Here is a 20,401-nt window from a genome sequence, read left to right on the forward strand (position 1 = left end):
ACCTTTTTAATATGTAGAATTGTCCTTTTTGAAAGTTTTGTTTCAACTTTTCGTCTAAAGAGACAAAAAGTTGTCACAATTCGGTCACAATTAGCATAAACATAAAATAGACGAAATGAACTTATTTCCAAAAGGCTTGGTTTATTACAATCAGGATTCGTAGAGCTGAAAAAGTATGGATTAAAAGTTCACTATATTCCCAAGGAGGTAGATCGTATGAAAACAATTCTTGCTATCGCTGGACTTATTTGGGTTCTATCGCATGGCATCCCAATTTATGAAGGAGAACAAATTCGCATTGCTCTGAATAAAAATTTTAATGAATATCATATCATTGATCGGCAAGATAATGTTGTGACAGTTCGAGTGAATGATTGTTTTCATACGGTAACCGTTGAAGGAACTTCAGTAGTGAATGATACAAAAGTATGTGATCAGCAATAATTATATATGGAAAGAAAAATTCTAGGGTTAAATATCTGAAAATTAAAATTAAAACATTATAGACGAAGAATAAGCGGGGGCGGGTAATCCCCGCTTATTCTTGTTTCACTTTATTGAATTTTGATGAGAGATATAATGATTTTTTGACAAAAAGGAAAGGGTATACTGAAAATTGAGATTAAGAAGCTAATGAGTTGTTAAGAATAATCATAAAGTGAAAATATACTCTTATGGGGTATCATGCGTAGATATTTAATGCTATAATTGGTATACTCATAAAAAACAATTATTTTATTGGATGAAGAGAAACTTTAAGAAGGTGATAATATGGATCATAAAGAGCATGAAGCAGTAACACATAGATCAGAAAAAGAAAAAGAACAGATTATAAATAGATTAAAGAGAATTGAAGGACAGGTCCGCGGTATTCAAAACATGATTGAAAATGATCGTTATTGCGTAGATATTTTAGTGCAAATTTCAGCGATTAATGCAGCGATGAAAAAAGTAGGAATGGGCGTTCTCAAAAATCATACGAGTCATTGTGTTTCAGGAGCTATTAAAAATGGAAATGGTGACGAAGCAATTGAAGAATTAATGACAGTATTTGAACGTTTTTCAAAAGCGTAAAAACAAGCTAGTATTTAACTGGCTTGTTTTTTTGTTTACCCTCATATTGGATTTGGGTGTATTGTAGTGAAAAAGTGTGTGTAAAATAAACTTTTAGAAAATAATTGAAAAATCATGATACAAAACCATTGATTACCTTAGGGGGGTATGGTAAGATGTAATTGTGATTAACAAACAATGAATAAACAAGAGGAGGATTTTAAATGGAACAGTTAACATTACAAGTTGAAGGTATGTCTTGTGGACATTGTGTAAATGCTATCGAAAGCAGCGTGAAAGAGCTAAACGGTGTTGAACAAGTGAAGGTTCAATTAGCAGAAGGAACTGTTGAAGTTACTATCGACTCGTCTGCTGTAACATTAAAAGATATCGTTGCTGTAATCGAAGATCAAGGATACGATGTTCAATAATTATTTTTAGATATGGAAATAAATCGTACTTTAAATGAAGTACGATTTATTTTGCTAATAATTATACCTCATAAGGGTATATAGAGGTGAGAGACATGAATGAAAAAAAAGAGGCCAATCTTCAAATATCAGGAATGACATGTGCGGCATGTGCAAATAGAATTGAAAAAGGTCTAAAAAAAGTAGAAGGTGTTCATGAGGCAAATGTAAATTTTGCGCTTGAAAAAACAAAAATAATGTACGATCCAACTAAAACAAATCCGCAACAATTTAAAGAAAAAGTTGAATTATTAGGATATGGAATTGTAAGTGATAAAGCTGAATTTACTGTTTCAGGAATGACATGTGCAGCATGTGCAAATAGAGTTGAAAAGCGTTTAAATAAGTTAGATGGTGTGAACAAGGCGACAGTAAATTTTGCTTTAGAATCAGCCACAGTAGACTTTAACCCTGATGAAGTTAATGTAAATGAAATGAAGAGCGCGATTACGAAGCTAGGATATAAATTAGAAGTGAAACCAGATGATCAAGATGCATCAACTGATCATCGATTACAAGAAATTGAAAGACAAAAGAAGAAGTTTATTATTTCGTTTATTTTATCTTTCCCATTATTATGGGCAATGGTTAGTCATTTCTCATTTACGTCATTTATTTATTTACCAGATATGTTAATGAACCCTTGGGTGCAACTAGCACTTGCAACTCCTGTTCAATTTATCATTGGTGGACAGTTTTATGTTGGGGCTTATAAAGCGTTACGCAATAAAAGTGCTAATATGGATGTTCTCGTGGCACTTGGAACGTCGGCCGCGTATTTCTATAGTGTATATTTAAGTATTCAATCTATTGGTTCTTCGGAACATATGACAGATTTATATTTTGAAACGAGTGCGGTACTTATTACATTAATTATTTTAGGTAAATTATTTGAAGCGAAAGCAAAAGGGCGCTCATCAGAAGCAATTAAAAAATTGATGGGTTTACAAGCGAAGACAGCTACAGTTGTGCGAGATGGAACAGAAATAAAAATTTTGATTGAAGAAGTAGTAGCTGGTGATATCGTCTATGTAAAGCCTGGTGAAAAAATACCAGTAGATGGTGAGATTGTAGAAGGAAAATCAGCGATTGATGAATCGATGTTAACGGGTGAAAGTATTCCTGTTGATAAGTCAATTGGGGATGTAGTAATAGGTTCGACAATAAATAAAAATGGTTTTTTAAAAGTGAAAGCAACTAAAGTAGGCAGAGATACTGCATTAGCTCAAATCATTAAAGTAGTAGAAGAGGCACAAGGTTCAAAAGCTCCTATTCAAAGGGTAGCGGATCAAATTTCAGGTATTTTTGTACCGGTTGTAGTTGTGATTGCGATTATCACATTTGCAGTATGGATGATATTTGTTACACCTGGTGATTTTGGCGGAGCACTTGAGAAAATGATAGCAGTACTTGTTATCGCTTGTCCATGTGCATTAGGTCTTGCAACGCCTACATCTATTATGGCAGGATCAGGAAGATCGGCTGAGTATGGTATTTTATTTAAAGGTGGAGAGCATTTAGAAGCAACGCACCGATTAGATACAGTTATTCTAGATAAAACAGGTACTGTGACAAACGGAAAGCCTGTGTTAGCAGATATAATTGTAGCAGATGGATTCCATGAAGAAGAAATACTACGTTTAGTAGGTGCGGCAGAAAAAAATTCTGAACACCCACTTGCAGAAGCGATTGTGGAAGGAATTAGAGAAAAGAAAATTGATATTCCAAGTTCAGAAACGTTTGAAGCGATTCCTGGATTTGGTATCGAATCAGTCGTAGAAGGAAAACAATTATTAATTGGCACACGTCGATTAATGAAGAAATTCAATATTGATATTGAAGAAGTTTCAAAATCAATGGAAGAGCTAGAACGAGAAGGAAAAACAGCAATGCTTATTGCAATCGATAAAGAATATGCTGGTATAGTTGCCGTTGCAGATACTGTGAAAGATACTTCAAAAGCAGCTATCGCAAGACTGAAAAAAATGGGTCTAGACGTTGTGATGATTACAGGGGATAATACACAAACTGCTCAGGCAATTGCAAAGCAAGTTGGTATTGATCACGTAATTGCAGAAGTATTGCCAGAAGGAAAAGCAGAAGAAGTGAAAAAACTGCAAGCAAATGGTAAGAAAGTAGCGATGGTTGGAGACGGGATAAATGATGCTCCTGCTCTTGCTACAGCGAACATTGGTATGGCAATTGGAACGGGAACGGATGTAGCGATGGAAGCAGCGGATATAACGTTAATCCGCGGTGATTTAAATAGTATTGCTGATGCGATCTTTATGAGTAAAATGACGATAAGAAATATTAAACAAAATTTATTTTGGGCATTAGCTTATAACGCGTTAGGAATTCCAATTGCGGCATTAGGTTTCTTAGCCCCTTGGGTTGCTGGAGCAGCGATGGCATTTAGTTCTGTATCCGTTGTATTAAATGCATTACGATTACAAAGAGTTAAATTAAAATCTTAAAAAGCTACATTAAGTAATTGAATAGAACAAAAAAACAATACTTTGAATAAGTATTGTTTTTTTGTTCGTATAGAAATTAAAACGATATAATAAAGAAGAATTATGGAATCGTATATAGTAGAAAAGTTAAGAGGTAGTTTGGTAAGGAGACTTATATATGTTAAAAGATATTATAATTAGAACATTTCAGAAAGAAGATTTAAATCAAGTATTACAATTGTTCTATGAAACAGTTCATACGGTTAATGCAAAAGATTATAATGAGTTACAGCTACAAGCATGGGCACCAGATCGACTAGATAGAGAAAGCTGGTTAAAGTCTTTAGAAAAGAATATTAGTTATGTAGCGGATCATAACGGTGTGATAGTCGGATTTGGAGATTATAATGAGGATCATTACGTAGATCGTTTATTTACACATAAATATTATCAGGGGAAAAGGATAGCCTCATCCATATTACAGAAGTTAGAAAAAGAAGCAGTGAACCTAGGGCATAGGGAAATCTATACAGAAGCGAGTATTACAGCAAAACCTTTCTTTGAAAGTAAAGGTTTTATTTGCATAAAGGAACAAAAGAAACAGCATAATGGTCAGATTTTTATTAATTATGTTATGAAAAAAATATCCTTCTCATAAATGAGAAGGATATTTTTCATTATTTTACAGCTTCTTTTAGTTCTTTACCAGCTTTGAAAGCAGGTACTTTAGAAGCTGCGATTTGCATTTCTTCACCAGTTTGTGGGTTACGGCCTGTACGAGCAGCTCTTTCACGAACTTCGAATGTACCGAATCCGATAAGTTGTACTTTTTCACCAGCAGCTAAAGTGTTAGTGATTGATTCTACTACAGTTTGTACAACTACAGTAGCTTCTTTTTGAGAAATCTCAGCATTTTGTGCTACGTTTTTAATTAATTCTGTTTTGTTCATGTTTTTCACCTCATATGTAAATAATGCTATTTAAGTTGTTATTATAACGTATAAAACATTCGAGAACAAGTGTACGTACATATATTCGCAAAAAAAATGAAATTTGTAATATTTTTTAGGACATTTTATAGACATTCCATTTAAGCGGACAGAGATTTGTTCTTCATTTCAGTCTTCTCTTGATAAGAAGGTAGTTTCTTATTATAAGATATGAAGTAAGGTAGTGCTACAAATAACATACCTCCTACTAAATTTCCAAAGAAAACAAAAATAAAGTTTGGAAAATATTCAGCCCAAGTGAAATGACCGGCAAAAATTGCGGCTGGGATGACAAACATATTTGCTACAACGTGTTGAAATCCAATCGCAACAAAAGTCATAACTGGGAACCAAATACCGATAATCTTTCCGGTAAATTCTTTACTTCCCATACTGAGCCAAACAGCTAAACAAACGAGCCAATTACATCCGATTGCAGAAATAAATGCTTGCAATGGTGTATCTTGTAGTTTCGCTTGAGCGATAGAAATAGTTTTCGCTAAAAAAGCTCCTTCAGTTAAGCCGACGATATGACCGAAAAAATAGGCTACGAATACAGCTCCTATGAAATTGCTAAATGTAACAATAACTAAATTTCGTATGAAATAAAATAAAGTAATTTTCTTTTGGAGCCAGGCCATAGAAACTGTCATCATGTTACCAGTTACTAGTTCACCGCCTGCAAGAATAACGAGAATGAGACCAACAGGGAATACAGCAGCGCCTAGAAAACTAGAAAATGATCCCCAATATTTTGGCATTGTCCCAATAACATGAATATCGAGTAAATACCCTAATGCGATAAAAGCGCCACCAAAAAAACCAAGAATTAGCATAGGGAGCAATGATAAATGAGCTTTTTTTCTTCCTGAATTCGCAGCAAGTTCCGTAATTTCTTCTGGTGTAAATACAGACATGAATAATCCCTCCGTAATAAAATGATGGAATGAATAGAAAAAATTTCAAAAATCTATGTATTATAAAAATATGTTATGACTTCTGTATAAAATTGTCAAAGTGAATAGAGAGGAAATTACATATTGATAACATTGTTCATATTGTCACATGAATGTAACAATAAGGATTTAAAGTGTTTCTAGAGGTGAAAACATGAATACGAATCATGTAAAAAAAGAACGAAAAAAATCAATCGTAAAGATATTTATTATTAGTTTTATAAGTATATTAATGATACCAGTAAGTTTGTATTATTATGCGACAGAAATAGAACGAAAACTAGTAACCGTTACGTGGAATGAAATAGAAGCTTCTACAATTCCTAAAGAGTTTAATAATAAAAAAATATTGCAGTTTTCAGATGTACATTTAGGACCAGAGTTTACACTGAAACAACTTGAACATTTAGTGGAGAAGATGAATGAATTACATCCAGATATAGTAGTTTTTACCGGAGATTTAATAGATAAATTTGGGTCTTATAGTGCGGAAAGAGAAGCAGCGAAGGCTATTTTGCAGAAAATTTACGCTCCCTTAGGGAAATATGCTGTGTTTGGGAATCATGATAGGGGCGGGGGCGGTAGTTTATTTTACAAAAAATATATGGAGGAAGCTGGTTTTTCTGTATTAGTAAATGAAGTGCAGAAAATTAAAGTGGAAAACGGCAAATATATTACAATATCAGGTTTGGATGATTTTCTATTAGGGAAGCCGCAAATAGATTCAACTTTAAAAAACTTGAAACAAGATGATTTCAACATGTTATTAGTACATGAGCCGGATGTTGTAACCAAAATAAATCGTTACCCAGTGGATCTTCAACTGTCAGGACATAGTCACGGAGGACAAGTCCAAATTCCTTTCGTAGGTCCATTAATTACTACCAAACTAGCTGAGAGCTATGTTGAAGGTATGTATGAAGTAGAGGGGAAGAGTAAGCTGTTATATTTATATGTAAATCGAGGTATTGGGACAACCCGAATGCCTGTTAGATTTTGGAGTGTACCTGAACTTTCAGTTTTTGTGTTGAAGCAAAATAGTAACTAGAATATTTAACAATATGATTCCAAGGAACGTGCGATGTAGGTCGATGGAAAACAGTTTCTTAAAACTTTAGATGTGACAAAGTAATTTTCATAAATAAAAAACAACAATAGGACCTATAACCTATTGTTGTTTTTTATTATTTTTGCAAGGGAAGAGTATCAAAATATGTTCTGTAATTATTAGAGAATTCAAAGTTGTTTTTTGCATCCCAATTAATAGACCAAGACATTAGGCCGCGGAATGCAGGATAGCCACTCTGGTTAGAAAGTTTATACTTTCCTCCGAACGGAACTCCTTTAATGATATAATTTAAAGCTTTTTTCATTTCAGTTGGCGAAATGTATCCACCACTTGGAGCGGCCGCTGGTGCTGCTGGAAGCCCAATCATAACTTGATCTGAGCGAAGAGCTGGGAAAATGTTATTTGGATTACCACCTACAGGAAAACCATGTAAGAGCATATCTGCCATAGCGACTTCGTAGTCTGCAGTACCTTGATTGTAGTTATTACCGTCCATTCCAACCCCGCTGCCAGCGTTGTAGTGTTGAACGTGAATGTATGTTAGTTTATCTTTCACTCCGTAAATAATTGGTAAATATGCACCCCAGATACTTCCGTATGCGCTATAACCGCCTTGAACATAAGCTGTTTCAGGAGCCATGCTTAATAGAAAATCTGGACCATAATGATCTGAGATTGTTCGAATAGCTGATATAAGATTTACGATTTGGGGAGTAGTTGGGTTTTTGAAATTAATGTCATTTCCGTTTAAGTAAATACCTGATTCAAGGTCAATATCTATTCCATCAAAACCGTATTTATCGATTAGAGATTGTATGGAATTAATAAAACGTTGCTTAGCGGCATTGTCAGGAAGTAAAACGACTCCATTTTGTCCTCCTATTGAAAGAACTACTTTCTTTCCTTTACTTTTTAAATAAGAAATATCTGATTTGAAGTCTGCATCTGTACCATACACAGGAGAAAATTCAACAGTGGAACGATCACCACCAGTTTCACCAAAAGATACATTGATTACATCCCATTTTGGTGAAACGTCTTTTAATTTAATAATGCCAGTACCGTTATCAAAGTTATGCCAGTATCCAACGAGTAATTTTGAACCTAAATTGTTTGCTGCTTGTGTTTGGAAAGGGGATAGCGGTAGTAGTAAGAACAGTACTAAAATACAACAAAAAAATTTGAACTTGTTTAACATATCAACACTCCTATACAAAAAGTTGTCTAGATGTATAATCTTGTTTATTTAATAATATCTGAAAATTCTTTCTTTTGTAAGAGGACTATAATTTTCTCAACAATTGTGTATGGGAAAGTATTAAACCTAATGTAATAATCTTTGAAGGAGATTGAATTGTAATTGTTAAATTCAGAATATTTTGATATATTTTAAAGTATAGGACAAAATCTTTCGCACAGTACTCTTACATAAATTTTAAAATTTAGTTTGGAAGGGGATGTACAAGATTTGGATAAAAATCTAAAGAAAGATCTCAAAATACGCCACATTACAATGATCTCAATTGGCGGCGTAATAGGGGCTGGTTTGTTTGTTGGAAGTGGTGCCGTTGTACATTCGGCAGGACCTGGTTCTATCGTTTCATATGCATTAGCAGGACTTCTAGTCATTTTCGTCATGAGAATGCTAGGAGAAATGGCAGCTGTAAATCCGACAAGTGGTTCATTTGCAACGTATGCAAGAGAAGCAATTGGTCCATGGGCGGGTTATACAATAGGCTGGTTATACTGGTTTTTCTGGGTAATTGTTATTGCAATAGAAGCCACAGCAGGTGCTGGTATTATCCAATATTGGATTCCACAAATACCGCTTTGGTTATTAAGTTTAATATTAACAATTTTATTAACGCTGACGAACGTTTTTTCGGTGAAATCATTTGGAGAGTTTGAATATTGGTTTTCTTTTATTAAAGTAATAAGTATTGTTTTGTTCCTTTGCTTAGGTCTTGCTGTTATTTTAGGATTTGTTCCAGGAACAGAAGCACCCGGCACTTCGAATTTAATTGGACAAGGTGGATTTATGCCAAACGGTATAAGTTCGGTATTGCTTGGAATTACTGTTGTTATATTTTCATTTATGGGATCAGAGATTGTAGCAGTAGCGGCTGGTGAATCTGCAGAACCTGTAAAAGCAGTAAAAACAGCAACAAACAGTGTGATTTGGCGTATTCTTGTATTTTTTATTGGGTCTATAGCGGTAGTTGTTACACTACTGCCATGGAATTCAGCAAACATATTAAAAAGTCCATTTGTAGCTGTACTTGAACATATAGGAATACCAGCGGCAGCACAAATTATGAATTTTATCGTTTTAACAGCTGTACTTTCTTGCTTAAATTCAGGATTATATACAAATTCAAGAATGCTTTTTTCAATGGCAGAAAGAGGAGATGCGCCAAAGTCATTTTTAAAATTGAACAGTAGTGGTGTTCCTGTTCGAGCCGTTTTATTTGGAACTTTCTTCGCTTATATTGGAGTTGTGTTTAGTTATATTTCTCCAGATAAAGTCTTTTTGTTTTTAGTGAATGCATCTGGCGGGATTGCGTTACTAGTTTATCTCGTTATTGCAGTTTCTCATTTAAAGATGCGTAAAAAAATGGGGAAAGTAGAACAACAAAATTTGAAAGTGAAAATGTGGCTTTTTCCGTATGTTACGTATGTTACAATTGCTGCTATTATAGCAGTTTTAGTTGCGATGTTCGCAATTGATACTTTACGTTCACAAGCACTTTTAACAATGTTTGTTACAGTTCTTATCATACTTTCTTATTTTATTTTTAATAGAAATAAAAATAGCACAGTTTTGAATCCTAAAAGTAAGAATGAGGAATCTGTTCGATTCTAATTTTCTTATTTTCGAAGAGAGTTACACCCAGTCATTGCTATAAAAGAATCATATATAATCATAGAAACAAGTAATTACTATTGTCATAGTGGATATAAACTTTTTTCTTGACTTTTTATACGAAGGCGAGCAAAATGGTAAAAAAGGAAGGGGGGATGATGATGGAAGAGTACGTATTAGAGCTGTATAACCTGTTATATACGACAGAATGGCAAGATATTGTTTCGTTTCTAGGAATAGTATTTTGCATGAAAATTGTAATTGTATATATGGAAGAGCAAGGTATGTTCTATTCCTTCTCATCTCCGTTCGATGTGCAGCGCGAGCCGTTGCTAAACTATGCCAATGTGAATTACGAACAATTTCCTTTTGTAGTTTTCTTTATGATTCGATTTATTACAGCAATTGTAAAGAAGAAGGAAAGTGATGATGAAGAGTGCCACGCAACTTGTAAGGTAGCTAACGTTTTTTAAGCTAAATACAAGGAGGAGATTTATATGTGGTTTCGATTTCTTATGATTGGTTTCTTTTCATTAACAGCAATTTCATTAATGGGATATCAAGTGTCTGAAATTTTTCAAGCATATAGCGATACATTTTTTAACAAAAATTAATCGCGTTGCTATTTGAATAATAAAGCGATAAAATCCTTCTTAAGAAGTTTTATTAAGAAGGATTTTTTTCTTTGTTTTGTCTTGCTGTGTCAAACTATTGTCACATTTACACTGTGAATAATATGTTAAAATAGTGAGGTTACGTATACATACTTGAAGGAAGAGGGAGTGACCATTTTGGTGGATCAATCAACAAATCAGAAAAGCTATGCTCCTATTGTGATAACGCTTTCTGTAATTGTAAATGCGATTATTTTATTTTTGTTCTTTGGACCTGTTGGCTATGAAGGAGAAGTACATTTTGATGTAACGATTTTACCAATGTTAAACGCGATTTTTAATAGCTTTACGTTCGTATTTTTATTAGCAGCGTTATTCTCTATTATTAAAAAGAATGTGAAAATGCATCGTGGTTTCATCCTTGCAGCATTTATGACAACTTTACTATTTTGTGTGTCGTATTTATCGTATCATTACTTAGCACCGGCAACACATTTTGGAGGAGAAGGATTCATTAAATATGTGTATTTCATCATTTTAATTACACATATTATCCTAGCAGCAATTATCGTACCACTTGCATTGTTTGCACTTGTATTTGGTTTTACAAATCAATTAACACGTCACCGTAAAATTGTACGTTGGACAATGCCAATTTGGTTATATGTAAGTTTATCTGGTGTTATTGTGTACTTAATGATCTCACCTTATTATCAATAAAAGTCTCAGCCTTTAGGCTGGGGCTTTTTTGTTAAGCAAATCTTTTTGTGAAATGAAAAAAATATGGTATACAAAAGTATAGTTGCTTTTCAAATAGAAGGGATGGTAAAGAAATATGCAAAATTTTGTATTTCGTAATCCAATGAAACTTATTTTCGGTAAAGATCAATTAGAACAGTTAAAAACTGAAATTCCACAGTTTGGTAAGAAGGTTCTTCTCGTATATGGAGGAGGCAGTATTAAAAGAAACGGTATTTATGATAATGTGATTTCTATTTTAAAGGATATTAATGCAGAAGTATTTGAATTGACGGGTGTTGAACCGAATCCTCGTGTATCAACTGTAAAGAAAGGGATTCAAATTTGTAAAGATAATGGAGTCGAATTTATTTTAGCAGTTGGTGGAGGAAGTGTAATCGACTGTACGAAAGCGATTGCTGCTGGTAGTAAATATGATGGAGATGTATGGGATATTGTAACGAAAAAAGCATTTGCTAGTGAGGCATTACCATTTGGTACTGTACTTACTCTTGCTGCGACAGGTTCTGAAATGAATGCAGGCTCGGTAATTACAAATTGGGAAACGAATGAAAAGTATGGATGGGGAAGCTCAGTTACATTCCCGCAGTTTTCAATTTTAGATCCAGTTCATACTGCATCTGTGCCGAGAGATCAAACGATTTATGGTATGGTAGATATTATGTCACATGTATTAGAACAATATTTCCATCATGGAACGAATACAGAACTACAAGATCGTTATTGTGAATCTGTTTTAAAAACAGTAATGGAGACAGCTCCCAAGCTTTTAAGTGATTTAGAAAATTATGAGCATAGGGAAACAATTTTATATTGCGGAACGATGGCGTTAAATGGTATTTTAGCGATGGGAGTAAGAGGTGACTGGGCAACTCATAATATTGAACATGCAGTTTCTGCTGTTCATGATATACCGCATGGAGGCGGCTTAGCAATTCTATTCCCTAACTGGATGAAGCATGTCGTAGATGAAAATGTAAGTCGTTTTAAACAGTTCGCTATTCGTGTATTTGAAATAGAAACAGATGGAAAAACAGATAAAGAAGTGGCGTTAGAAGGAATTGAGGCACTGCGTCAATTTTGGACTTCGATTGAAGCGCCAGCAACATTAGCTGATTACGGTATTGGAGAAAATGAAATTGATATAATGGCTAATAAAGCGATGGCGTATGGTGAATTTGGTAACTTTAAAAAATTAAATAAAGATGATGTTCTAAGTATATATAAAGCTTCTTTATAAGTGAATTTAGAAAAGAAACCTATTTGATTGTTTGATCGAATAGGTTTCTTTTTTTGCTTTTTATAAACGTTTATGAATGTTTGTGATTATTTTTGATTGTTTATGGTTGATTTTTGTGACCGTTTTCATTATACTGTAATCAAAGAAGAGGTGAATAAAATGTTAACTCCTGAACGTCATCAAATGATATTGCAACTTGTAAAAGAACAGAAAGTTGTAAAATTACAGCAATTAGTTGAAAGAACAGAAAGCTCTGAGTCGACAATTCGCCGTGATTTAGCACAATTGGAAAAGCAAAGGTTATTAAAAAGAGTTCATGGTGGTGCCGCTGTTTTAACAGGAAAAGGGCAAGAACCAACGATGGTTGAAAAATCATCCAAAAACATTCAAATAAAACAACAAATTGCTAATTATGCGGCTAGCGTTGTTGAACAAGGTGATTGTATTTATTTAGATGCAGGGAGTACAACATTTGAAATGATTCCATTTTTAATCAATAAAGATGTTACTGTCGTTACGAATGGACTTATGCATATTGAAGCTTTAGTTGAAAATAATATTCGTGCGTATTTACTAGGCGGAATGATGAAGAGTAGGACGAAAGCTTTAATCGGTGCTATGGCACAGGAAAGTATGCAGAAGTATCGCTTTGATAAATGTTTTTTAGGTGCAAATGGTGTACATGAACAGCTTGGCTTTACAACGCCAGATCCAGAAGAAGCGCTCCTAAAACAAATGGCACTAACATTAGCAAACGAAGGATATTTCTTAATTGATGAAAGTAAGTTTTCAGAAGTTGCGTTTGCGAAAATTGCAAATGTTGAAGATGCAAATATTATTACAAACCATTTAGAAATTGATTTAGAAAAATATAAAAAACAAACCAATGTAATTGAGGCTGATAAACAATGATCTATACAGTTACTTTAAACCCATCTATTGATTATGTAGTGCAAGTTCCTTCTTTTGATTTAGGAACAATAAATCGAGCGGAGAAAGATATGAAGTTTCCTGGAGGAAAAGGAATTAATGTTTCTCGTGTTCTTCAGCGTTTAGGTGTTAAAAATATAGCACTTGGATTTACTGGTGGATTTACTGGTCAATTTATTAAAGAGTTATTACATGACGAAGGTGTAACAACAAACTTCGTCCAAGTAGATGAAGATACTCGCATTAATGTGAAAATAAAAGGGAAAGAAGAAACAGAATTAAATGGCCAAGGTCCTATTGTAACAAAAGAGCAGTTCGAACAGTTAATGAAAAAAATTGAGAGTATGCAACCTGGAGATTGTGTTGTACTCGCTGGGAGTGTACCGATCTCTATTCCAAGTACTTTTTACGAATCAATTGCTGCGTTTGGAGCTGAAAAAGGTATTCGTGTAGTAGTAGATGCAAGTGGAAGTGCACTGCAACATGTAATTAAAAATAAGCCATTTTTAATTAAGCCAAACCATCATGAACTTGGTGAGTTGTTTGGAGTGGAGCTTTCAACAGTAGAGGACGTTTTACCTTATGGAAGAAAATTAATTGAACAAGGTGTAAAACACGTTATCGTATCGATGGCTGGAGAGGGAGCTTTATTATTTACGGCAGAAGGTATATATGAAGCGACTGTTCCAAAAGGTGTTGTAATTAATTCAGTTGGGGCCGGAGATTCTCTTGTTGCAGGGTTTGTAGGCAAATATGAACAGACAAAAGATATTGAAAAGGCATTTCAATACGGCGTTGCAACAGGGAGTGCAACAGCATTTTCAGCTGATTTATGTAAGAAGGAAAAAGTAGAAGAATTATTGTCGCAAGTAATTGTAGCTAAGCGATAGGGGGAAGCAACATATGAAAATTACAGAACTATTAAAAAGGGATACAGTCATTATGGATTTGACAGCTTCAAATAAAGAAGCTGTCATAGATGAATTAGTTGAGAAATTAAACGGGGCAAATCGTTTAAATAGTAAAACGGAATTTAAAGAAGCTATTTTAAAGCGGGAGTCCCAAAGTACGACTGGAATAGGGGAAGGTATTGCAATACCTCATGCGAAGACAAAGGCTGTTAAACAACCATCGATTTGTTTTGGTAGAAGTGTAAGCGGTATCAATTATGAGTCGCTTGATGGACAACCGGCACACTTATTCTTTATGATTGCTGCAAGTGAAGGAGCGAATAATACTCATTTAGAAACGTTGTCTCGTTTATCGACATTATTAATGGATGAAGGGTTTCGCAAGCAACTATTAGAAGCGAAGGATGAAAGTGAGCTTCTTCAACTATTTGATGAAAAAGAGAATGAAAAAGAAGAAGAGATTGAATTCGCAAAACCAGAAGGAAATGAACCGTACGTACTTGCTGTTACAGCTTGCCCAACTGGAATCGCTCACACATATATGGCGGCGGATAGCTTAAAAGCAAAAGCGACAGAGTTAGGAATAGCGATTAAAGTTGAAACGAACGGATCAACAGGTATTAAAAACGGTTTAACGAAAGAGGATATTGAACGTGCAACAGCTATTATTGTTGCGGCAGATAAACAAGTAGAAATGAATCGTTTTGCTGGTAAACATGTCATTCAAGTGCCAGTTGCTGATGGGATTAGAAAAACGGAAAATCTGCTTAAACGAGCTGTCAAACAAGATGCACCAATCTTTAAAGGTGTAAAAGAGGATGGGAAAACAGAAAGTATTGAGAGAGAAAAAGGATTAGGAATTTATAAGCATTTAATGAGCGGTGTAAGTAATATGCTTCCATTCGTTGTTGGTGGCGGGATTTTAATAGCGCTAGCATTTTCGTTTGGTGGTATAAAGGCGGAAGGTCCTTTAGCTGAATTGTTCATGTCAATTGGTGGAGGAAAAACAGGTGCATTTTTATTCCTTGTACCAATTTTAGCTGGATTTATTGCAAGCTCTATTGCTGATCGTCCTGGTTTTATGCCTGGTGTTGTAGGTGGATTTTTAGCGGCGAATGCGAATGCTGGATTTTTAGGTGGATTAATTGCTGGTTTCTTAGCTGGATATGTTGTTTTAGGGTTAAAAAGATTATTTTCAGGACTACCAGTACAATTAGAAGGAATTAAACCTGTTTTGTTATATCCAGTCTTTGGATTATTGATTACAGGAGTTGTAATGCAAAAAGTAGTAATTCCGCCTGTAGTAGCATTAAATGAAATGTTGACAGGGTGGTTAAATGGTTTAAATGGTACGAATGCTATATTACTAGGTCTTATTTTAGGTGGTATGATGGCAATTGATATGGGTGGTCCAATTAATAAAGCGGCATTTACGTTTGGTATTGCTGCAATAGAAGCACAGAATTTTGGAGTGCACTCAGCAGTTATGGCTGGTGGTATGGTACCGCCACTTGCGATTGCATTCGCAACTACATTCTTTAAATCAAAGTTTACAGAAGCGGAACGTAAATCTGGTTTAACAAATTATATTATGGGGGCATCGTTCATTACAGAAGGTGCGATTCCGTTTGCAGCTGCAGATCCGGTTCGAGTAATCGTAAGTTGTGTTGTTGGTTCTAGTATTGCAGGTGCGTTATCTATGTTATTCCAAATTACATTACCGGCACCGCATGGTGGATTATTTGTAATAGCGTTAGTAAATAAACCGTTACTATATATTTTCTCTATATTAATTGGAACAATTGTCTCGGCTATTATGCTAGGTGTTTGGAAAAAGAAAGTTCAATAACAAATAAAAAGAGAGTAGCTTTTAGTAGCTGCTCTCTTTTTATTACAAAAAAATAAGTTAACAATGGAATATTGATGTTTTTTGGTAAAAGATGTAACGAATTGTGAATTTTTTGTAACAAAAAAGTAACACTGTAATTTTTTCTGGAAAAAAGTTCTTGTGCTCGTATATGAAAAATATATGAAAACCACTGGAGATTGTATGAGAAATACATTTTATTAATATGGAAATTTATGTTACAACTCGTTAATTGTATATTACGAATGCTTTGTAATTGTATGATTTCTAAAAATTCTAAAAATCTGTTGCTATAATGAAAATACGAAAACAAAGCAAATGGAGGCTATTCATGAAAAAATTATTAAGTATAGCAACAGCAGCAGTTTTTGGTCTTGGAATTTTTGCGGGTTCTGCTAAAGCGGAAACAATTGTAACAACAGACGTATTAAATGTTAGAGAAAACCCAAATGTAGAGTCAAAGCTTGTAGGTAAAGTGTTAAGTGGGAATACACTAGATGTTATAAATACAGAGAATGGATGGACAAAAATTAAGTTAAACGGTAAGGAAGCGTTTGTAAGTGCTGATTTTACAAAGAGCACATATTATGTAACGGCGGGCGTATTAAATGTTCGTGCTGGAGCGAATACTGATTCTGAAATTTTAGGTAAACTTAATAAAAATGATGTGATTGAAACGACGAATCAAGTTCAAAATGAATGGTTACAATTCGACTACAATGGAAAAGTCGGATATGTTCACGTGCCATTTTTAACAGGAACGGCACCTGTAATTGAAAAGAAAGAGGTTGTAGCTCAAGAAGAAGCGCCGGTTAAAAATAATACAGCAGTTAAGAATAAAGAGTCTGTTAAGAGTAACGATTCTATTAAGAATGTAGAATCAAGTAAACCTGTGGTAAAAGAAAAGCCGGCTGCAAAACCAGTTGCGAAATCTACTGAAACAAGTGCGCCTACTGGTGGTCGTGAAATTACAGTAGAAGCGACGGCATATACAGCAGATCCGAGTGAGAATGGTTCGTATGGTGGTCGTGTATTAACTGCAATGGGGCATGATTTAACAGCAAATCCAAATATGAAAGTAATTGCTGTTGATCCGAAAGTAATTCCGCTTGGATCAAAAGTATGGGTAGAAGGATATGGAGAAGCGATTGCTGGAGACACTGGTGGTGCGATTAAAGGAAATCGTATTGATGTATTAGTTGGTTCAGATGGTAGTGCTAATAGCTGGGGGCGCAAATCTGTAAAAGTGAAAGTTATACAATAGGTTATCGATATTAATATAAAAAGCGGTTGCTTGAAATTATGTAAGCAGCCGCTTTTTATGGATTATTGAAAGGGATAAATAGTTTTACCTGTAATAATTTTATATGCACTGCAAAATTGTGTTTGTATATATTCTGTATTTTTATTTTCTGGATGTGATGTTGTTTCATGGAGAGTAGAATGAAAAGCCCGTAGTAAACAATTTAGGGCGAAGTATAATTCCTCTTGTGAACAATTTTGTTCTTTTGTAGAAGTAGCTAAAATGAGGTCTTTTGTCAAAGATGAAAAATTGATGGTGGATTGTTTCATAGTTAACTCATCCTCTCGAAACTATTTTTATCATGTATATGCAGAATTGGACAAACTATGTTCTTTTTTATATGTAATTTCATGTACCGAAATGAAAGAACTTGCAATCATGACGTTAAAATTGGTAAGATTGGGTATAATCAATAGATGGAGTATATTACATAAAGAGAGTTGAATGCTATGGGAGAAGTGCAACGTGAAAAAGTTGCTGTCATCATTGGACCAACAGCTGTTGGAAAGACGAAGTTAAGTATCGATCTTGCCAAAGCGTTGAACGGTGAAATTATTAGTGGTGATTCCATGCAAATCTATCGAACGATGGATATTGGAACTGCAAAGGTAACACAAGCAGAGATGGACGGAATTCCACATTATATGGTCGATATAAAAAATCCGGAAGATTCATTTTCTGTCGCGGAATTTCAAGAACGTGTTCGCAAACATATTCGAGAAATTACAGAACGTGGTAAATTACCAATTATAGTTGGTGGGACCGGTCTTTATATACAATCTGTTTTATTCGATTATCAGTTTACAGATGATGCTGGTGATGTGATATACCGAGAGCAAATGGAAAAGTTAGCTTTAGAACGCGGTGTGGAATATGTACATAAAAAATTGCAAGAAGTAGATCCGGAAAGTGCGGAGCGTATTCATGCAAATAATGTACGACGTGTCATTCGGGCGTTAGAAATTTTCCACACGACGGGTGAAAAAATGAGTGACCAAATTGAGAAACAAGAAAAAGAGTTACTCTATGATGTTTCATTAATTGGCTTGACAATGGATCGAGAAATGCTATACGATCGCATTAACTTACGAGTGGATTTGATGATGGAACAAGGCCTATTAGAGGAAGTAGAAGGTCTGTATAATAGAGGGATACGAGATTGTCAATCTATTCAAGCGATTGGATATAAAGAAATCTATGATTATTTTGAGAATCGAGCCCCTTTAGAAGATGCGGTATCACAATTAAAGACGAATTCGCGTCGTTATGCAAAGCGTCAATTAACGTGGTTCCGTAATAAAATGGATGTCACGTGGTTTGATGTTACAGACGGTGAAAAAACGTCAGAAATTTTACGATACATAGAAGGAAAGTTACAAGTAAAGTCGAATAATAGTAAGTAGAGAAAAAGAGGAGGATTCGACATGAAGCAATCAATCAATATTCAAGATCAGTTTTTAAATCAACTCCGTAAAGAAAATACGTTTGTTACGCTGTACTTATTAAATGGTTTCCAGCTTCGTGGACTAATTAAAGGATTTGATAATTTTACAGTCCTGCTGGAAACAGAAGGTAAGCAACAGCTTATTTATAAACATGCAATTTCTACATTTGTACCACAAAAAAATGTTTCAATTGAATTAGAATAGTAATGAATTATTGTACATAACAAAAAAAGAGCGAGTTTCCTCGCTCTTTTTTTATTTGTCATAAACAATATATGATGAAATTTAAGCGATTCTAAATACAGTAAGGCGGATGTTAGTATTTCCTGTCGCAGGGATCGTAATCTCATTAAGAGTAGATTGAACAGAAATTCTTGCACCAGCTGCTAATGTTTCGATTGTAGTAAATGAAAGTGAGTCGCCTATTAAATTTGAAGAGAAATTATCAGTTGCGACTGCTCCATTAATTGAAATTCCTACTCCGAGTGGAGCGCATCCTGGCGCAGTTGTAGAAATGGATACGCTAATTACATAAATACCACCGTTAATAACAGTAACTGTATCTGTGCCGTTGAAGATAATATTGTTTACGTTAATTGCAGTACTAAAAATAAAGTTATTAAATTGCAGTACTGTTTGCTGAATATTGTTTGTTACAACAATTGTTGCTATAGGGAAGCTAGGTCCAGTTGGCCCAGTAGGTCCGGTAGGTCCACCAGAAGGTCCAGTAGGTCCAGTAACTCCTATACCAGTAGCGCCGGTAGCACCCGTTGGTCCTTGAATGCCTTGAGGTCCGGTAGCGCCTGTGTTACCTTGAACACCTTGAGGTCCAGTAGCGCCGGTAGCACCAGTAGCACCTGTGTTACCTTGAGCACCTTGAGGTCCAGTAGCACCCGTGTTACCTTGAACGCCTTGAGGTCCAGTAGCGCCGGTAGCACCCGTGTTACCTTGAGCGCCTTGAGGTCCAGTAGCGCCAGTAGCACCTGTGTTACCTTGAACGCCCTGAGGTCCAGTAGCACCTGTGTTACCTTGAACACCTTGAGGTCCAGTAGCGCCGGTAGCGCCTGTGTTACCTTGAACACCTTGAGGTCCAGTAGCGCCGGTAGCACCAGTAGCACCTGTGTTACCTTGAGCACCTTGAGGTCCAGTAGCACCCGTGTTACCTTGAACGCCTTGAGGTCCAGTGGCACCGGTAGCACCTGTGTTACCTTGAGCACCCTGAGGTCCAGTAGCACCCGTGTTACCTTGAACACCTTGAGGTCCAGTAGCACCTGTGTTACCTTGAACGCCTTGAGGTCCAGTAGCGCCGGTAGCACCCGTGTTACCTTGAGCGCCTTGAGGTCCAGTAGCGCCAGTAGCACCTGTGTCACCTTGAACGCCCTGAGGTCCAGTAGCACCGGTAGCACCTGTGTTACCTTGAACACCTTGAGGTCCAGTAGCGCCGGTAGCACCTGTGTTACCTTGAACGCCTTGAGG

The 20,401-nt window shown here is 35.3% G+C and carries 21 protein-coding genes; 16 read left to right on the top strand and 5 right to left on the bottom strand.

The features are described 5' to 3' along the window. Window positions 1–216 precede the first annotated feature (216 nt). The 5 genes from MRP26_RS08215 (at window position 217) to MRP26_RS08235 (ending at window position 4,637) form a co-directional block, all read left to right on the top strand. Complete coding sequence (locus tag MRP26_RS08215; RefSeq protein WP_078420767.1) at window positions 217–444, top strand: hypothetical protein; 228 nt, start codon at window positions 217–219, stop codon at window positions 442–444. A gap of 327 nt (window positions 445–771) precedes the next feature. Beyond that, window positions 772–1,074 carry a metal-sensing transcriptional repressor gene (locus MRP26_RS08220; protein ID WP_000349637.1) on the top strand — a complete coding sequence of 101 codons (303 nt, stop codon included), beginning with the start codon at window positions 772–774 and terminating at the stop codon, window positions 1,072–1,074. A 203-nt stretch (window positions 1,075–1,277) separates the two neighbouring features. After that, window positions 1,278–1,484 (top strand): copper chaperone CopZ, encoded by a 207-nt coding sequence (gene copZ, locus MRP26_RS08225; protein WP_000436973.1) that lies wholly within the window; start codon window positions 1,278–1,280, stop codon window positions 1,482–1,484. 95 nt (window positions 1,485–1,579) lie between these two features. After that, the gene (locus MRP26_RS08230; protein ID WP_197242663.1) at window positions 1,580–4,000 is read left to right on the top strand and encodes a heavy metal translocating P-type ATPase; all 2,421 of its coding nucleotides are present in this window, start codon (window positions 1,580–1,582) and stop codon (window positions 3,998–4,000) included. 157 nt (window positions 4,001–4,157) lie between these two features. Continuing rightward, entirely contained in the window at window positions 4,158–4,637 is a 480-nt protein-coding gene (locus MRP26_RS08235; RefSeq protein ID WP_000910164.1) for a GNAT family N-acetyltransferase, read from the top strand. A gap of 19 nt (window positions 4,638–4,656) precedes the next feature. Here the strand turns inward: MRP26_RS08235 and MRP26_RS08240 are convergent, their stop codons facing one another. Together MRP26_RS08240 and MRP26_RS08245 are read right to left on the bottom strand one after the other, a co-directional pair. Then, a complete protein-coding gene (locus MRP26_RS08240) occupies window positions 4,657–4,929 on the bottom strand; it encodes an HU family DNA-binding protein (protein WP_001043904.1) in 273 nt (90 codons plus the stop codon). A gap of 140 nt (window positions 4,930–5,069) precedes the next feature. Next, a complete protein-coding gene (locus MRP26_RS08245) occupies window positions 5,070–5,885 on the bottom strand; it encodes a formate/nitrite transporter family protein (RefSeq protein WP_197242662.1) in 816 nt (271 codons plus the stop codon). A gap of 193 nt (window positions 5,886–6,078) precedes the next feature. Here MRP26_RS08245 and MRP26_RS08250 point away from each other — a divergent pair, with 193 nt between their 5' ends. Beyond that, complete coding sequence (locus tag MRP26_RS08250) at window positions 6,079–6,972, top strand: metallophosphoesterase (protein WP_075718845.1); 894 nt, start codon at window positions 6,079–6,081, stop codon at window positions 6,970–6,972. Window positions 6,973–7,108: 136 nt separating this feature from the next. Here the strand turns inward: MRP26_RS08250 and MRP26_RS08255 are convergent, their stop codons facing one another. Beyond that, the gene (locus MRP26_RS08255) at window positions 7,109–8,191 is read right to left on the bottom strand and encodes a chitinase (RefSeq protein ID WP_053563792.1); all 1,083 of its coding nucleotides are present in this window, start codon (window positions 8,189–8,191) and stop codon (window positions 7,109–7,111) included. 270 nt (window positions 8,192–8,461) lie between these two features. On the opposite strand from MRP26_RS08255, the gene gabP reads away from it, so the two are divergent. The 8 genes from gabP (at window position 8,462) to entD (ending at window position 17,441) form a co-directional block, all read left to right on the top strand. Then, the gene (gene gabP / locus MRP26_RS08260; protein ID WP_000360113.1) at window positions 8,462–9,856 is read left to right on the top strand and encodes a GABA permease; all 1,395 of its coding nucleotides are present in this window, start codon (window positions 8,462–8,464) and stop codon (window positions 9,854–9,856) included. Window positions 9,857–9,990: 134 nt separating this feature from the next. Further along, entirely contained in the window at window positions 9,991–10,329 is a 339-nt protein-coding gene (locus MRP26_RS08265) for a hypothetical protein (protein ID WP_003271231.1), read from the top strand. A 318-nt stretch (window positions 10,330–10,647) separates the two neighbouring features. Beyond that, window positions 10,648–11,190, top strand: coding sequence for a DUF420 domain-containing protein (locus tag MRP26_RS08270; protein WP_242806099.1), 543 nt, complete (start codon window positions 10,648–10,650; stop codon window positions 11,188–11,190). Between the two features lie 115 nt (window positions 11,191–11,305). Continuing rightward, window positions 11,306–12,469 carry an iron-containing alcohol dehydrogenase gene (locus MRP26_RS08275; protein WP_242806100.1) on the top strand — a complete coding sequence of 388 codons (1,164 nt, stop codon included), beginning with the start codon at window positions 11,306–11,308 and terminating at the stop codon, window positions 12,467–12,469. 159 nt (window positions 12,470–12,628) lie between these two features. Next, window positions 12,629–13,381: a DeoR/GlpR family DNA-binding transcription regulator gene (locus MRP26_RS08280; protein WP_000957288.1), complete on the top strand. Its 753-nt coding sequence runs from the start codon at window positions 12,629–12,631 to the stop codon at window positions 13,379–13,381. Then, window positions 13,378–14,289, top strand: a complete 912-nt coding sequence (gene pfkB / locus MRP26_RS08285; protein ID WP_242806101.1) for a 1-phosphofructokinase — start codon at window positions 13,378–13,380, stop codon at window positions 14,287–14,289. The genes MRP26_RS08280 and pfkB overlap by 4 nt, the downstream gene beginning before the upstream one ends. 13 nt (window positions 14,290–14,302) lie before the next feature. Beyond that, window positions 14,303–16,159, top strand: coding sequence for a PTS fructose transporter subunit IIABC (locus MRP26_RS08290; RefSeq protein ID WP_053563795.1), 1,857 nt, complete (start codon window positions 14,303–14,305; stop codon window positions 16,157–16,159). 349 nt (window positions 16,160–16,508) lie between these two features. Beyond that, the gene (entD, locus tag MRP26_RS08295) at window positions 16,509–17,441 is read left to right on the top strand and encodes a cell wall-binding protein EntD (protein WP_023522798.1); all 933 of its coding nucleotides are present in this window, start codon (window positions 16,509–16,511) and stop codon (window positions 17,439–17,441) included. 62 nt (window positions 17,442–17,503) lie between these two features. On the opposite strand, the gene MRP26_RS08300 is transcribed toward entD, so the two are convergent. After that, on the bottom strand, window positions 17,504–17,749 hold the full coding sequence (locus tag MRP26_RS08300; protein ID WP_000814431.1) for a hypothetical protein: 246 nt from the start codon (window positions 17,747–17,749) through the stop codon (window positions 17,504–17,506). Window positions 17,750–17,929: 180 nt separating this feature from the next. Here MRP26_RS08300 and miaA point away from each other — a divergent pair, with 180 nt between their 5' ends. Together miaA and hfq are read left to right on the top strand one after the other, a co-directional pair. Further along, window positions 17,930–18,883, top strand: coding sequence for a tRNA (adenosine(37)-N6)-dimethylallyltransferase MiaA (miaA, locus tag MRP26_RS08305; RefSeq protein WP_000504953.1), 954 nt, complete (start codon window positions 17,930–17,932; stop codon window positions 18,881–18,883). A 21-nt stretch (window positions 18,884–18,904) separates the two neighbouring features. Beyond that, complete coding sequence (gene hfq / locus MRP26_RS08310; RefSeq protein WP_000813896.1) at window positions 18,905–19,129, top strand: RNA chaperone Hfq; 225 nt, start codon at window positions 18,905–18,907, stop codon at window positions 19,127–19,129. 81 nt (window positions 19,130–19,210) lie between these two features. Here the strand turns inward: hfq and MRP26_RS08315 are convergent. After that, the coding region (locus tag MRP26_RS08315; protein ID WP_242806102.1) for a Gly-Xaa-Xaa repeat protein at window positions 19,211–20,401 on the bottom strand (1,191 nt) is incomplete at its 5' end.

Origin of the sequence: Bacillus sp. CCB-MMP212, from assembly GCF_022748145.1 — a bacterium.
GTDB lineage: Bacteria > Bacillota > Bacilli > Bacillales > Bacillaceae_G > Bacillus_A > Bacillus_A cereus.

Bases quoted from the DNA above. Each gene is read 5' to 3' on its own strand.
- MRP26_RS08215 (WP_078420767.1), top strand. From the start codon at position 217: ATGAAAACAATTCTTGCTATCGCTGGACTTATTTGGGTTCTATCGCAT.
- MRP26_RS08220 (WP_000349637.1), top strand. From the start codon at position 772: ATGGATCATAAAGAGCATGAAGCAGTAACACATAGATCAGAAAAAGAA.
- copZ (WP_000436973.1), top strand. From the start codon at position 1,278: ATGGAACAGTTAACATTACAAGTTGAAGGTATGTCTTGTGGACATTGT.
- MRP26_RS08230 (WP_197242663.1), top strand. From the start codon at position 1,580: ATGAATGAAAAAAAAGAGGCCAATCTTCAAATATCAGGAATGACATGT.
- MRP26_RS08235 (WP_000910164.1), top strand. From the start codon at position 4,158: ATGTTAAAAGATATTATAATTAGAACATTTCAGAAAGAAGATTTAAAT.
- MRP26_RS08240 (WP_001043904.1), bottom strand. From the start codon at position 4,929: ATGAACAAAACAGAATTAATTAAAAACGTAGCACAAAATGCTGAGATT.
- MRP26_RS08245 (WP_197242662.1), bottom strand. From the start codon at position 5,885: ATGTCTGTATTTACACCAGAAGAAATTACGGAACTTGCTGCGAATTCA.
- MRP26_RS08250 (WP_075718845.1), top strand. From the start codon at position 6,079: ATGAATACGAATCATGTAAAAAAAGAACGAAAAAAATCAATCGTAAAG.
- MRP26_RS08255 (WP_053563792.1), bottom strand. From the start codon at position 8,191: ATGTTAAACAAGTTCAAATTTTTTTGTTGTATTTTAGTACTGTTCTTA.
- MRP26_RS08265 (WP_003271231.1), top strand. From the start codon at position 9,991: ATGGTAAAAAAGGAAGGGGGGATGATGATGGAAGAGTACGTATTAGAG.
- MRP26_RS08275 (WP_242806100.1), top strand. From the start codon at position 11,306: ATGCAAAATTTTGTATTTCGTAATCCAATGAAACTTATTTTCGGTAAA.
- MRP26_RS08280 (WP_000957288.1), top strand. From the start codon at position 12,629: ATGTTAACTCCTGAACGTCATCAAATGATATTGCAACTTGTAAAAGAA.
- pfkB (WP_242806101.1), top strand. From the start codon at position 13,378: ATGATCTATACAGTTACTTTAAACCCATCTATTGATTATGTAGTGCAA.
- MRP26_RS08290 (WP_053563795.1), top strand. From the start codon at position 14,303: ATGAAAATTACAGAACTATTAAAAAGGGATACAGTCATTATGGATTTG.
- entD (WP_023522798.1), top strand. From the start codon at position 16,509: ATGAAAAAATTATTAAGTATAGCAACAGCAGCAGTTTTTGGTCTTGGA.
- MRP26_RS08300 (WP_000814431.1), bottom strand. From the start codon at position 17,749: ATGAAACAATCCACCATCAATTTTTCATCTTTGACAAAAGACCTCATT.
- miaA (WP_000504953.1), top strand. From the start codon at position 17,930: ATGGGAGAAGTGCAACGTGAAAAAGTTGCTGTCATCATTGGACCAACA.
- hfq (WP_000813896.1), top strand. From the start codon at position 18,905: ATGAAGCAATCAATCAATATTCAAGATCAGTTTTTAAATCAACTCCGT.